Raw genomic sequence first — 12,639 nt, forward strand, 5'->3', positions numbered from 1 at the left:
AACAGACCACGATGCCCAGTAGAGGGTGTCAGGAAGTTTGTGTGTGAGGCTCTGATCTAGAAGGAGTTTCACCGATAATGACTACGGTGTCACCGAAGAAAAACCATGACCCGGCGAGGGTCAACGAGATCAGCGAGAAGCTGATGGAAAATCCTGAGCTCGCCAGCCTGATCAGCGAGCTGTCGACCACTGCTGATGATGCCAGCGAGCTGGTCAAAGGCTTGTTGCAGGCATCGATCAACGCTGGTCTTAAGGCAGAGATGGATGCGCATTTGGGCTATAGCCATTCCGACCGCAAGGCCAAAGCCCAGGTGGAAACCGCGCAGGAGAGCAATCACCGCAACGGGTCGTACACCAAGACCGTCAATTCTGGCTACGGCGCGGTGGAAGTGACCGTGCCCAGGGATCGTGCCGGCACGTTTACTCCCCGGATGGTGCCCAAGGGCGCACGCCGGCTCACAGAACTCGACGACATGATCGTCTCGCTCTACGCCGGCGGGATGACAGTGCGCGATATCCAGCATCACCTCGCGACCACCCTTGGGGTGGATATGAGCCCGGATACGATCAGCACCATTACCGATGCGGTGTTAGACGAGGTCATGATCTGACAAAACCGCCAGCTCGACGAGTTTTACCCGGTGATCTTCCTCGACGCGCTACGCGTGAAAATCCGTGACGGCCACCGCGTGGTCAACAAAGCCTGCTATATGGCGGTTGGTGTCGACATGGACGGCATCAAGCACATCCTGGGATTGTGGATCGCCGACAATGAAGGCGCTGCATTCTGGGCATCGGTGTGCGCGGATCTGGCCAACCGCGGTGTCCAGGACGTGTTCATTGTGTGCTGCGACGGGCTCAAAGGCTTGCCGGAAGCCGTGGAGGCAACCTGGCCGAATTCCATGGTGCAGACCTGCATTGTGCACCTGATTCGGGCTGCGAACCGGTGGGTGTCGTATCAGGACCGCAAAGGTGTCTCCCGGGCGCTGCGTGAGGTCTACACGGCCGCAAACGAGGACACCGCCCGTGCCGCCTTGGATGCGTTCGAAGCCAGTGAACTGGGCCGGAAATACCCGCAGTCGGTCAAAGTCTGGCGCGACGCTTGGGAGCGGTTCGTGCCGTTTCTGCAGTTTCCGCCGGCGGCACGCCGGGTGCTCTACACCACCAATTCAATCGAGTCGCTGAATGCTGAACTGCGTAAAGCTACCCGCAACAGGGGCCAATTCCCGAACGATACCGCGGCGCAGAAAACGCTGTGGCTGATGATCTGCAACATCGAACAAGCGTGCCGCCCAGCGGGCGAAGAAAGCAAAGCGCGACATTGAATGCAACGGCTATATTGAAGGAGCGAAAGCCACCGGGTGGAAACAAGCCATCAACCAACTAGCCGTGGCTTACCCCGACCGATTCGCGGACTACTTGTAAACCACCCCCCGCACACAAACAATCGGACACCCTCTGCCCGGTATGCGCCTGCTCGCGCGCGCAAGCCGCACACTTGGCGAATACCTAGGCCGCGCCGGATGGCCGCCCTCGGACCGCGACGCTGCGGCTGGCGAGGGAGCGGACCAGGGTCAGACCGAGGAGAGCGCCCTTGCCTTGATCTGGTCGAACTCCTGCTGGGTAATCGCTCCCGAGTCGAGAAGGGCCTTCGCCGAGGCGATCTCATCGGTCGGGCTCGATCCGGCGGAGCCGCCGGCGACGGACTTGATGTACTCATCCTGCCGCTGCTGGAGCTCCTGGTGCGCCTCGACCGCGCGGTCGGTCATCCCCCGACCTCGAACAAGCAGGTACGCGAGCATTCCGATGAACGGCAGCGCGACGATGAACACCACCCACAGCGCCTTCGCGAAGCCGCCGAGGTCCTTGCTGCGGAAGAGATCTCCGAAGATCCACCACAGGGACATGAACCATGCGAAGAAGATGAAGAACTCGAACATGGCGAGTAGGAATGAGCCGTTGTCGTCGAACATCTGCTGACTGCCTCCTGACTGGATGGACGCTGGCCGAGCGGTCCACGCGGACCCCAGCGCACGACGGTTAGGAACAAGGACGTGCCCGGGCCGTCGCCGAACCACGTTAGCAGCTCTTCCTCACCAAGCGTGGTAGCCGGGTTGCGACGCGCTGACCGGGTTGGGCTGGTGAAGACGGGCCTGGGACTCCACGATTCGTAGCGACCAAGCAACGGATCGAGAGGAGTCCCAGGTGAGTGTTGAGGCTACCGTCCTGCCCGCTGCGATGCTCGGCATCTCGGGGTTGGTGGTGCTTGCCGTCGGTGAGTACGGCGGTGAGCTGGAGCTGTTGGTGGAGACCTCCGAGTCGGTGACCGGGTGCCCGCGGTGCGGGGTGGTCGCGGTGGCCCACGGCCGGCGTGAGCATCTGGTGCGTGACATCCCCTCGGCGGGGCGGCCGGTGCTGCTGGTGTGGCGCAAGCGGCTGTGGCGGTGCGCCGAACCGGCGTGCCCGCAACGTACCCGGTCAGTACACCTAATAAAGCGACGTCAGTACGTTCGCTAATGCTCGAGCTGATCTTTCATCGCTCGTACCTCTTGGCTGCCAGCGTGGTCACTTATTCGCAACCGCCCACCGTGCGTTCTCTACACCCCTCACCGTTGCACTCATGTGAGACATTTGAACGCGCTGTGGCCTTATCCGTCCCCGCGGATTGCTCCTCGCCTGTCATTCCTGAAGGGTGTCAGGAAGTTTGTGTGTGAGGCTCTGATCTAGAAGGAGTTTCACCGATAATGACTACGGTGTCACCGAAGAAAAACCATGACCCGGCGAGGGTCAACGAGATCAGCGAGAAGCTGATGGAAAATCCTGAGCTCGCCAGCCTGATCAGCGAGCTGTCGACCACTGCTGATGATGCCAGCGAGCTGGTCAAAGGCTTGTTGCAGGCATCGATCAACGCTGGTCTTAAGGCAGAGATGGATGCGCATTTGGGCTATAGCCATTCCGACCGCAAGGCCAAAGCCCAGGTGGAAACCGCGCAGGAGAGCAATCACCGCAACGGGTCGTACACCAAGACCGTCAATTCTGGCTACGGCGCGGTGGAAGTGACCGTGCCCAGGGATCGTGCCGGCACGTTTACTCCCCGGATGGTGCCCAAGGGCGCACGCCGGCTCACAGAACTCGACGACATGATCGTCTCGCTCTACGCCGGCGGGATGACAGTGCGCGATATCCAGCATCACCTCGCGACCACCCTTGGGGTGGATATGAGCCCGGATACGATCAGCACCATTACCGATGCGGTGTTAGACGAGGTCATGATCTGACAAAACCGCCAGCTCGACGAGTTTTACCCGGTGATCTTCCTCGACGCGCTACGCGTGAAAATCCGTGACGGCCACCGCGTGGTCAACAAAGCCTGCTATATGGCGGTTGGTGTCGACATGGACGGCATCAAGCACATCCTGAGATTGTGGATCGCCGACAATGAAGGCGCTGCATTCTGGGCATCGGTGTGCGCGGATCTGGCCAACCGCGGTGTCCAGGACGTGTTCATTGTGTGCTGCGACGGGCTCAAAGGCTTGCCGGAAGCCGTGGAGGCAACCTGGCCGAATTCCATGGTGCAGACCTGCATTGTGCACCTGATTCGGGCTACGAACCGGTGGGTGTCGTATCAGGGGTTGCGTCCCTTAGTGTGGTGTAACGCTTGCTGATGGTGGGCCCTTGAAAATAGTGGGGCGGCCACCGCCAGTAACCTTTCGACTCAACTACCACATCTCACCGAAAGGCACATGACGATGACCGCTGCACCGCATTCTATCGACCCTGCAACCTACTTGGATGATCTGCTCGCCCAAGCCTCCCCTGACCTGATGCGGCAGATGCTGCAAGGGTTTATCAACCAGATCCTCTCCGCCCAGGCCGACACCGTCTGCGGCGCCGAATACGGCGTTGCTTCCACCGAGCGGGTCAACCACCGCAACGGGTACCGCCACCGCGACCTCGACACCCGTGTCGGCACGATCGACGTGGCAGTGCCGAAACTGCGCCACGCACGCGTTCTTCCCCGACTGGCTACTAGAGCGCCGCTCACGAGCAGAACGCGCGCTGTCGACCGTGATCGCGACGTGCTACCTCAAAGGGGTCTCCACCCGCCGAATGAACGATCTGGTGGCAACCCTTGGGATTTCTAACCTGTCAAAATCGCAAGTCTCGCGGATGTCGGAAGAACTTGACGAGATGGTCGCAGACTTCAAAAACCGCCCACTCGACCCCGGCGGGTACGCCTACCTGTCGTGTGACGCACTCACGATCAAAGTGCGTGAAGGCGGACGTGTGGTCAAATGCTGCGTGCTGCTAGCTACCGGGGTCAACGCCGACGGCTACCGGGAAATGCTCGGCATGCACGTTGCCACTGCGGAATCCAACGCGTCGTGGAAGGGCTTCTTCCAAGACCTCAAGGCCCGCGGGCTTTGCGGGGTCTTCCTTATCACCAGTGATGCTCATGAGGGCATCCAGCACGCCATTTCTGAAGTGCTGCCTGATGCGTCGTGGCAGCGCTGTCGCACCCACTTCGCCAAAAACCTCTACGAAAAGGTGCGGGTCCGGAGAACGTCAACGGAAAATGCTCGAGTGGTACCTCCACACCAAAAAGCAACTGCCTGACGACCCACTAGACATCGCCAGGCAGTGCGATTTTGGCCAAGATCAACTCGTCAAAGTCAACGATCTTGCCGAAGAAGACCACAACAAAGCCGACCAGGAAACAGGACGACCAGCCTTCTACGACAACGCTATCCCAACCGAATACGAACACTCGATAGGAATCAGAAAAGGCCCCATGAAATAACAAACGGTGTGCCCGCCCCACGACACGCCGAGCGGACACACATTTTGCTACTTAACCCTTTTGGACTGGCAACCCCAAAATTAGGGTTAAGGGTCAGAATGTGTGTCTGGATTCGGTGATTTTCGGTACCTGACCTCGTTCTTCGGCGAAAGTATACGCTTCCAGGGCGTATACCGGGCTGGGGTCGGCGAAATCCTCGGTGTGGCAACCGGGATGTGGTATGGGCTGGTGGTGTTGTGACCCAATGCCAAAGAACCGACCACGCTGCCACTGCGGCGCTGAGATGAAACGCAACGGCACCACATCCAAAGGCACAACTCGCTGGCGGTGTAAAGCCTGCGGTTTCTCTACCTCCAAAAAGCGCCTCGATGTCACCAACGCAGCCACGTTTGCCCAATTCATCACGCACTGCACCACCACGGAAACCCTCTCCGCTACCGCGAAACGACTCGGCGTCAGCCACTCCACCCTGAAACGGCGTTTCACCTGGTGCTGGCTCGTTGACGTGCCTGATCCCACCATCGATCACACCGGGCGCGTCTACGACCAGATCTTCATCGACGGCACCTACACCGCAGGCGGATGTCTGATCGTCGCCGCAACCCTCGACCACGTCATCGCCTGGCACTGGTGCTACCGGGAAACCAGCCGCGACTACCAACACCTGCTCTCACGCATCCCCGCCCCCTTGATCGTCGTGCTCGACGGCGGGCAAGGCGCAGCAAGCGCGATCAAAATCTGCTGGCCAACCACTAAAGTGCAGCGCTGCTTAGTCCACGCCCAACGCGTCGTGCGCCGTCACACCACCTCACACCCACGCACCGACGCAGGACAAACGATCTACCGGTTAGCGCTCAACCTCACCCAAATCACCACACTGGACCAGGCCGCCACCTGGGGTGGGCAGCTGCATGAATTCTCCACCATCTACCAAAGCTGGATGAACGAGAAAACCAGAAGCAAAGACCCCGCCACCGGAATGTGGGTCACCACCTGGACGCACCCCAGTGTGCGCAAGGCCTACAACAGCTTGCATCACCTATGGCGAAACAACCTGCTGTTTGTCTACCTCGACCCACCCGAAGAAGTGCTCGATCCCGCCCGAGTCAAAGCCACCACCAACAGTCTTGAAGGCGGGATCAACGCCCAAGTCAAAGCCCTTGCCTACGCCCACCGCGGGCGCACCAACGAACACCAACGCCGCATGCTCGACTGGTGGTTGTACCTGAAAACAGAACTGCCTGACGACCCCATCAAGATCGCCAGACAATCCAACTGGGGAAAGGATCAACTCGCCAAAGTCCAAATCCTGACCCACAACGAGAACCAAGCCGACCACGAAACAGGACGACCAGCCCTCTACGACAACGCTATCGACACCAACTACAACCACTCAATCGGCATCCAAAAAGGCCACATCTAACCCCCACGACACGCCGAGCCAGACACACTTTTTGACCCTTAACCCAAAATTAAAACCCTCGGAGGAACGCGGAGTCTATGTCCGTGAACCCAAACCCGAGGGACTACGTGCTTTAGGCTACATGTGTGACCTACCCAGTGCAACCTCCGACATCGCAAGATTCGTTGTTATGGAGTTCTATTCCTCCTGCCCGTATGGCGACTTTCCTGCGTAATGCCCCAAATGGAACGGCAGACGAGGCTCTGAAACTCTATATCTGGGACCGTGAATTGGCTGCCGCTTTCCTTGCTGATCTTGCAATTCTGGAGATTGCGCTGAGAGAGGGATTGCACAGAGCTGCAACTGAAAAGTGGGGGTGTATTGGTATGAAGAGATGCCCTTGGATTACCGATCGCAAAAAGGACTGGCGGAAGCTTGGAGTCGGTTGCCTGAGAACCTACGGAAAGATCGCCGTAGGGGTGATCTTCCAGGTCGTTTAGTAGCAAATTGTATGTTCGGGTTTTGGACGAATCTGCTTGATCAAGGGGGCTACACGGGTATTGGCCCTCGTCGGCGCCAAATTACATATGACGATAACTGGCCAGCCCTGCTCAAAGCTTTTCCTGGCGGACGAATAGAGGCTAAGCTGCAGCGCCGGAATAATCCCGCTAATGCCAACGAGATTACTTTCTCCAGGGCTTGGGTCTTTCAGGTCTGTAAGAGGGTTAACGATATCCGAAATAGAGTTGCCCATCACGAACCGGTAATTAACGGATTCCCGCTCAAAGGCCAGTCAAGCAATGGGTCGGTTATACGGCTGACTCCGTCGGAGGCGCACGATGAGATTTTGAGTTTGGCCCGCATGCTCGATAGAGACATGGCTGAATGGCTACGGGTCAATAGTGCCGTGCCGCGAGTTTTCGCACAGAAACCGTTTTGATGGTTCTATAGTCACGCGTTTATCTCTACGGCTGTCACCCGGATCAACAGAATGACGCTCCAAGAACGCAGGAATATGACGGTGAATAGCTACGCTTCGATTCGTCCGTAGAGGCTAGCCGAGCTGCCGGTGAACGTTGCCCAGCGCTGGTCGCCGTAGGAGAAGTGCCACCACTCGCTGTCCAGCGGAGCGAAGCCTGCGTCGAACATGGTGTGGCTGAGCAGGCGTCGCAGGTCGCGGTTGAGCACTTGCTGCGGCGACGGATCCTCCAGACGCTCCAGGTACATCGCGCCGGCTGACTCATCGAACTGGTCAAAGTCGGCACCCAAAGGCAGGCCCTGGCCGTCCACGCACAACGTGAGGTCGACGGCCGCGCCCATGGTGTGCGGTGCGATGAGCTCGGTGTCGGAGGCGTCGGCAATGTAACGGGCATCGAGATCGGGGTACTTCTGCTTATAGATACGCGCCAGTTCCGCCTGCGCCTCGACAGAGCGCCACGTGTCCAGGATGAGGAACGTGAACGGTGCTGGCAGCGAGGCCTGCGCGCGGCGGATCCGGTCAATCACTTCCTCACGTGCCAGCATGACCCGCGGCATTGCCTGCGAACCGAGCTCCAGGTATGCGTGGTACGTGGCCAGGTCATCTGGGATCTCCACCAGCGCGCCGCCGGTTTCCTCCACCGGAACGGTTCGTGCCACATCCGTGGACGGGGGCTCGGGTAGCGGCGTCAAGTCCGTCGGGGTGATGGCGCGCAGCTCGTCGTAGTCGTAGGGCTGCAGCCAGCGCTCGGGCACGGTCATGCTGCATCCTCCTTGAGCTGGCGGGGCAGCGACTCCTTGTGCTCGCCCAGGAGCCGCTCAAGCGCGACTTCGTGGTCGATCGGCTTGCTCATGAAGTAGAAGACTGCGCCGATCACCGCCCAGACGATGAGCACGCCGTACTCAAGCGGCCACGCGAGACTCATGTTGGTCCCCGGCCACAGGGCGAGGATGATCACCAGCGCCGCGCCTACGGCACCGATCAGCGGGACAAACCCAGCCTTGAGTTTCGACGCTTCGTACAGCGACGGGTACTTCGTCTTCAAGCGGAACTGGCACGCAACCACCAGGATCCAGACCAGGCCGAGATAGATACCGCCGGTTTCCAGGAAGGACACCATGGCGCCGCGGCCGAGCAGGCCCAGCGCAATCGTGATCGCGGTGACCAGCATCAGCGCGTTCTTCGGCGTGCCGTGCTTCGGGTCGATCTCAGCGAAACGTTCGGGCAGCAGGTTCACGCGTGCGAGCGCGACGACGATGCGGCTGGTGGCCATGAACAGGCCAAGGAAGGAGGTGAGCAGGCCAAGAATCGCAATGGCGAAAGCCAGCGTGCCCAGGACGGGGAAGCCCGCCTCCGTGAACGCGGTGATCGTGCCCTGCTCCATGCCGGCGACCTCTTGCCACGGCATGATGAACGCCGACGATGCCAGCACAATGCAGTAGAACGAACCCGCAATGAGCACCGTCGCCACGACCAGCCAACCGATCTTCTTCGGCGGCAGGTTCGCGTCCTCTGCAAGAGTGGCAATCAGCCCGAAGCCCGCCATATACGTCATGCCTGGCACCACGAAGCGCAGCACGCTCATCGCGGCGTTCTGGTCCTCGTAGAACGGCGGCCAGAAATTATCGACGCTACCCGCGCCGAAACCCACCACCGCCAGCGCCAGGCCGATGCCGATGAGCGCAATGAACAAGATCACCTGCAACTGCCCGCCGAGGCTCGCACCGCGCACGTTGAGGAAGTAGAACAGCAGCGTGAGCGCCAGTCCGGCGACCAGGATCGGCAGCGTCACGGTCGACCCAGCCAGCGTGTACACCGGGATCTCATCCATCGCCGGGATGTAGAACTCCAGCAGCACACCGAACGACGTGAAGTAGAACGCCAGCGAAGACACGTACGCCCCGATCAGCAGCCAGCCGGCGATGAAGCCCCACGTCCGCCCGAGGATGGTGAAGCTGAACACCACCTCTCCGCCCGCGCGAGGAAACAGGCCGGTGAGCTGCGCGTACGACAATGCCACACACGCCGCAAGCAGGGTGCCCAGGGCGAGGCCGAAGATCATGCCGCCGGCACCGTATTCCTCGAAGAAGGAACCGTTCGTGTAAATCCAACTCGACCCCACCACGCCTGACACACCCAGTGCAATCAGGGTGAACATGCCGAGTTCTTTCTTCAGCTGATCCGCAGCCACCGTTTCCACTCCCTTCACATCGGTTGACTCACATCACGCAGTTCGCGATTGCGCCATATCTTAAGCAGAGCTCAAGGGCGCAGGAAGGCTTTTCGCTTTACGACGGCACGTTGTCCCCCGTAGCCTCGAAGGCTTTACGAAGCCCGAATTGGGAGTGCGGCTCAACAATGACGTGAAAGGCTTCCATCTACTGCTCCTTCGTCGATCGTTTGACCTCCGCCGGGACTCCCGCGGCCAACGAATCCGAGGGTATGTCGCGAGTGACCACGCTGCCGGCGGCGACCACCACGCGATCACCCACCGTGACCCCTGGCAGCACGATCACCCCTGCACCGAACCAGCAATCCTCGCCAATCCGGATCGGGCGTGCGCGCTCCCAGCCCTCGGCGCGTTCAACATGATCGTTCACCGGGTGTTCAACGGTAATCAGTTGGCAGCCCGGCCCAAACAGGGTGCGAGCGCCAACGGTGACGTCGGCGATGTCCAGGATGGTGCAGTTGAAGTTCATGTAACACCCTTCACCGAAGCGGGTGTTCACACCGAACTCGAGGTGCAGCGGCGGCCAGATATTGGGCAACTCACCGTGCGGAAACAATCCGCGCAGCAGCTCCCGCGAGCGCTCCGGATCCGTGTTTGCAAGCCCGTTGAACTCGCGGATCAGCTCGCGGACCTCGCGGTGTCGCGCAGCCGCTTCCTCGCCGGCGATGTACCACTGGCCTGAGCGCATGCGTTCCATGTCGTGCATAGATTGGAGCCTATGCTTTTCGACGCCCTCCCGCGCGAGCCTTCAAACCCACCTCCGGCGCAATATCGTTTACTTTTTGCGCGACCTCGGATCGGCTCTCAAAATGCCGGGAATAGGGTCGTTGGACGAATAATCTTCCAGGACGTTCGGCTCCATGCAATTCATGAATTCGAATATCTCGCTCCTGAGCTGAGCGCAGATACTTTTCTGTGCGAGGCTGGCTCAATGCGCTTAGAACTTCTTGTGCATGCGCAGATCCGCGCATAGTTCCCCACCCCGTGTTAGAAGTCGACCTTGATGTCTCCCAAACTTCGGACTATTATTCCATGTTGAGTGAGCGATGGTGGTCTGATGACCGCCGATTGACTCCAGTAGAAGGGGCCACGTCCGAATACCGGCATCCGCCGAAGCATCGGGAGGGGCCCTTTCACTATCTCAACTCTCCGTGTACGGAAATTGGAGCCTATGCTTTTCGACGCCCTCCCGCGCGAACCTTCCAACCCCGCTCCCGGAGTCGTGCACGTGCCTAACTTCTTGGCGTTGGAGGAGCAGGAAGCACTGGTTACGCAGGCGCGCAAAATCGCCCGGTCAGTGGCGGGCACGCCGGTTGCTATGCGACGGCCTTACGTTGGCACCGGTCAGATGACCACCTGGATGCTCTCACTCGGTTGGTTCTGGGCAACGAAGCCGTACCGGCTGGTGCGCGAGGTAGACGGGCACCCAACGCCACCAATACCCGCGAACTACCAGGAAATCGCGGCCAAAGTTATGGCGGCAGCGCGCGAGATCGACCCGCAGGTCGGTGCCACGCCCGAGGTGGAAACCGCGCTGGTGAACTTTTACCCGCCAGGCACTTCGATGGGCATGCACGTCGATGCGGAGGAAGAGTCGGACAACGCGGTGGTGAGTCTGTCGATCGGGGAGGAGACTATCTTCCGCATCGAGGCGCCCGGCGGCACCGTCGACCTGCTGCTCATGTCCGGCGACGCGCTAGTGTTCGGCGGGCCGGCGCGCCGGGCCCGCCACGGCGTGATGGGCGTGCGCGCGGGCACCGGCCCGGCCGGCACGGGTCTCACCGAGGGCCGAATCAACATCACGATGCGGCAAGTGCACGCCCCTTCCGCCCGGTACGCTAATGGGCTATGAACGCACCAGAGAGCGAGAAGTTCGCAGTAGTCACCGGCGGTTCCGCCGGCATTGGTGAGGCCGCCTGCCGGGCACTCGCGGCAGACGGCTGGACCGTCTACGTCGCCGCGCGCCGCGTCGAGAAGTGCGAGGCCATCGCGCAAGAGATCGGCGGGATTGCGTTGGAGTTGGACGTGACGGATCAACGAAGCGTCGACAAGCTGAAAGAGCTCCCTCAAGTCGACCTTTTGGTGAACAACGCGGGTGGTGCGAAGGAGCTGGATTACCTGCGCGACGCGAGCGCCGAAGATTGGCAGTGGATGTTTGACACCAACGTGCTGGGCACGATGCGGGTGACCAAGGCGCTGTACCCGCAGCTCAAGGAGGCGAAGGGGCTGGTGATCAACATTGGCTCCGTGGCCGGTACTGACGCGTACAAGGGCGGAAGCGGCTACAACGCGGCGAAGTACGGGCTGCGTGGGATGACGCGGGCGTTTCGTCGTGAAGAAGCTCCCGACATCCGGGTGTGCGAGATCGATCCGGGCCGCGTGAAGACGGAGTTCTCGCTCAACCGCTTCGCCGGCGACGAGGCGCGCGCCGCCGCGGTGTACGACGGCAAGCTCAACCTCGAGGCGGAGGACATCGCCGAGGCGATCCGTTGGGTGGCCTCGCTGCCGCCGCGTGTGAACGTAGACACCATGAGTATTATGCCCGCTGACCAGGCGGAACGTTAAATGACGGGATCAGCATTCGCCGCACTGCTTGCCACCTGGATCGCGGCGATTCTCAGCCCCGGACCGGACGTATTCCAGATCATCCGCGTCGGCGCGAAAGACCGCGCGGCTGGTGTGGCGTGCGCGCTGGGGATCATGGTGGGCAATGCCCTGTGGATTATCGGCTCGCTGCTCGGGCTGTCTGCGCTGATCCAAGCGGTGCCGCAGATCTTGGTGGTGCTGCAGATTGTCGGTGGTGCGTACCTGCTGTACATGGGCATTGGCGCGTTGCGCGGCGGGTTGGCGGGGCGCAGGCCGGACCCGGCCGCAGCCGGAGCACCCCAACACGCTCGCACCGTCGCTCCGGCGAAGGCGTTTCGCATCGGTGTGGCCACAAACCTATCCAACCCGAAGGCGATCCTCTTCTTCGGCGCGATTTTCGCGCAGTTCGTCCGCCCCGGCATGGGCGCGCAGTGGATGCTCATCATCGCGCTGACGCTGATTGTCACGGGCATCATCTGGTTCGTGGCGTTCGCGGCGGCGGTGCGCGCGCTGGCCGCGCCGATTCAGCGTTACGGCTGGGGGATTGACATTGCTACCGGCGCCGTGTTCATCGCGATCGCGCTGTGGATGGTGGTTGAGGGAGTGACTGCCGCGGCGCAGCATCTGGCTTAGACTTGTCC

Annotated in this window: 10 protein-coding genes and 4 pseudogenes; 10 read left to right on the plus strand and 4 right to left on the minus strand. The window is 60.7% G+C overall.

Translation table 11 applies throughout. The annotated features are described in order from the left end of the window. The first annotated feature begins 77 nt into the window (after positions 1–77). Positions 78–1,425, plus strand: a pseudogene (locus CGLAUT_RS00305) (IS256 family transposase). Positions 1,426–1,574: 149 nt separating this feature from the next. Here the strand turns inward: CGLAUT_RS00305 and CGLAUT_RS00310 are convergent. Further along, positions 1,575–1,973, minus strand: coding sequence for an SHOCT domain-containing protein (locus CGLAUT_RS00310; RefSeq protein WP_290185600.1), 399 nt, complete (start codon positions 1,971–1,973; stop codon positions 1,575–1,577). Between the two features lie 232 nt (positions 1,974–2,205). Here CGLAUT_RS00310 and CGLAUT_RS00315 point away from each other — a divergent pair, with 232 nt between their 5' ends. From CGLAUT_RS00315 to CGLAUT_RS00340, 6 genes and pseudogenes are all read left to right on the plus strand, one after another. After that, on the plus strand, positions 2,206–2,517 hold the full coding sequence (locus CGLAUT_RS00315; RefSeq protein WP_010189373.1) for a transposase family protein: 312 nt from the start codon (positions 2,206–2,208) through the stop codon (positions 2,515–2,517). Positions 2,518–2,744: 227 nt separating this feature from the next. After that, a pseudogene (locus tag CGLAUT_RS00320) lies at positions 2,745–3,626 on the plus strand (IS256 family transposase); the annotation flags it as partial. A gap of 123 nt (positions 3,627–3,749) precedes the next feature. After that, positions 3,750–4,539, plus strand: a pseudogene (locus tag CGLAUT_RS00325) (IS256 family transposase); the annotation flags it as partial. Between the two features lie 16 nt (positions 4,540–4,555). After that, positions 4,556–4,801: pseudogene (locus CGLAUT_RS00330) on the plus strand (IS1249 family transposase); the annotation flags it as partial. A 244-nt stretch (positions 4,802–5,045) separates the two neighbouring features. Beyond that, a complete protein-coding gene (locus CGLAUT_RS00335) occupies positions 5,046–6,224 on the plus strand; it encodes an IS1249 family transposase (protein WP_290184867.1) in 1,179 nt (392 codons plus the stop codon). Between the two features lie 125 nt (positions 6,225–6,349). After that, positions 6,350–6,703: a hypothetical protein gene (locus CGLAUT_RS00340; RefSeq protein ID WP_157731216.1), complete on the plus strand. Its 354-nt coding sequence runs from the start codon at positions 6,350–6,352 to the stop codon at positions 6,701–6,703. A 529-nt stretch (positions 6,704–7,232) separates the two neighbouring features. Here CGLAUT_RS00340 and CGLAUT_RS00345 read toward each other — a convergent pair. From CGLAUT_RS00345 to CGLAUT_RS00355, 3 genes are all read right to left on the minus strand, one after another. Then, positions 7,233–7,943, minus strand: a complete 711-nt coding sequence (locus CGLAUT_RS00345; protein WP_095658978.1) for a M15 family metallopeptidase — start codon at positions 7,941–7,943, stop codon at positions 7,233–7,235. Beyond that, entirely contained in the window at positions 7,940–9,373 is a 1,434-nt protein-coding gene (locus CGLAUT_RS00350; RefSeq protein ID WP_290185603.1) for an APC family permease, read from the minus strand. Before CGLAUT_RS00350 ends, CGLAUT_RS00345 begins: the two co-directional genes overlap by 4 nt. Positions 9,374–9,560: 187 nt before the next feature. Further along, complete coding sequence (locus CGLAUT_RS00355) at positions 9,561–10,118, minus strand: sugar O-acetyltransferase (protein WP_232507133.1); 558 nt, start codon at positions 10,116–10,118, stop codon at positions 9,561–9,563. A gap of 465 nt (positions 10,119–10,583) precedes the next feature. On the opposite strand from CGLAUT_RS00355, the gene CGLAUT_RS00360 reads away from it, so the two are divergent. The 3 genes from CGLAUT_RS00360 to CGLAUT_RS00370 are packed head-to-tail and all read left to right on the plus strand — an operon-like array spanning position 10,584 to position 12,631. Then, positions 10,584–11,264, plus strand: coding sequence for an alpha-ketoglutarate-dependent dioxygenase AlkB family protein (locus CGLAUT_RS00360; RefSeq protein ID WP_290185605.1), 681 nt, complete (start codon positions 10,584–10,586; stop codon positions 11,262–11,264). Next, a complete protein-coding gene (locus tag CGLAUT_RS00365; protein ID WP_095658983.1) occupies positions 11,261–11,977 on the plus strand; it encodes an SDR family oxidoreductase in 717 nt (238 codons plus the stop codon). Before CGLAUT_RS00360 ends, CGLAUT_RS00365 begins: the two co-directional genes overlap by 4 nt. Further along, positions 11,978–12,631, plus strand: coding sequence for a LysE family translocator (locus tag CGLAUT_RS00370; protein ID WP_095658984.1), 654 nt, complete (start codon positions 11,978–11,980; stop codon positions 12,629–12,631). Positions 12,632–12,639: the final 8 nt, after the last annotated feature.

The sequence above is a fragment of the Corynebacterium glaucum genome (assembly GCF_030408855.1).
Lineage (GTDB): Bacteria > Actinomycetota > Actinomycetes > Mycobacteriales > Mycobacteriaceae > Corynebacterium > Corynebacterium glaucum.

Coding starts and splice junctions, on each gene's coding strand:
- CGLAUT_RS00370 (WP_095658984.1), top strand. CDS start 11,978: ATGACGGGATCAGCATTCGCCGCACTGCTTGCCACCTGGATCGCGGCG.
- CGLAUT_RS00335 (WP_290184867.1), top strand. CDS start 5,046: ATGCCAAAGAACCGACCACGCTGCCACTGCGGCGCTGAGATGAAACGC.
- CGLAUT_RS00310 (WP_290185600.1), bottom strand. CDS start 1,973: ATGTTCGACGACAACGGCTCATTCCTACTCGCCATGTTCGAGTTCTTC.
- CGLAUT_RS00360 (WP_290185605.1), top strand. CDS start 10,584: ATGCTTTTCGACGCCCTCCCGCGCGAACCTTCCAACCCCGCTCCCGGA.
- CGLAUT_RS00365 (WP_095658983.1), top strand. CDS start 11,261: ATGAACGCACCAGAGAGCGAGAAGTTCGCAGTAGTCACCGGCGGTTCC.
- CGLAUT_RS00345 (WP_095658978.1), bottom strand. CDS start 7,943: ATGACCGTGCCCGAGCGCTGGCTGCAGCCCTACGACTACGACGAGCTG.
- CGLAUT_RS00355 (WP_232507133.1), bottom strand. CDS start 10,118: ATGCACGACATGGAACGCATGCGCTCAGGCCAGTGGTACATCGCCGGC.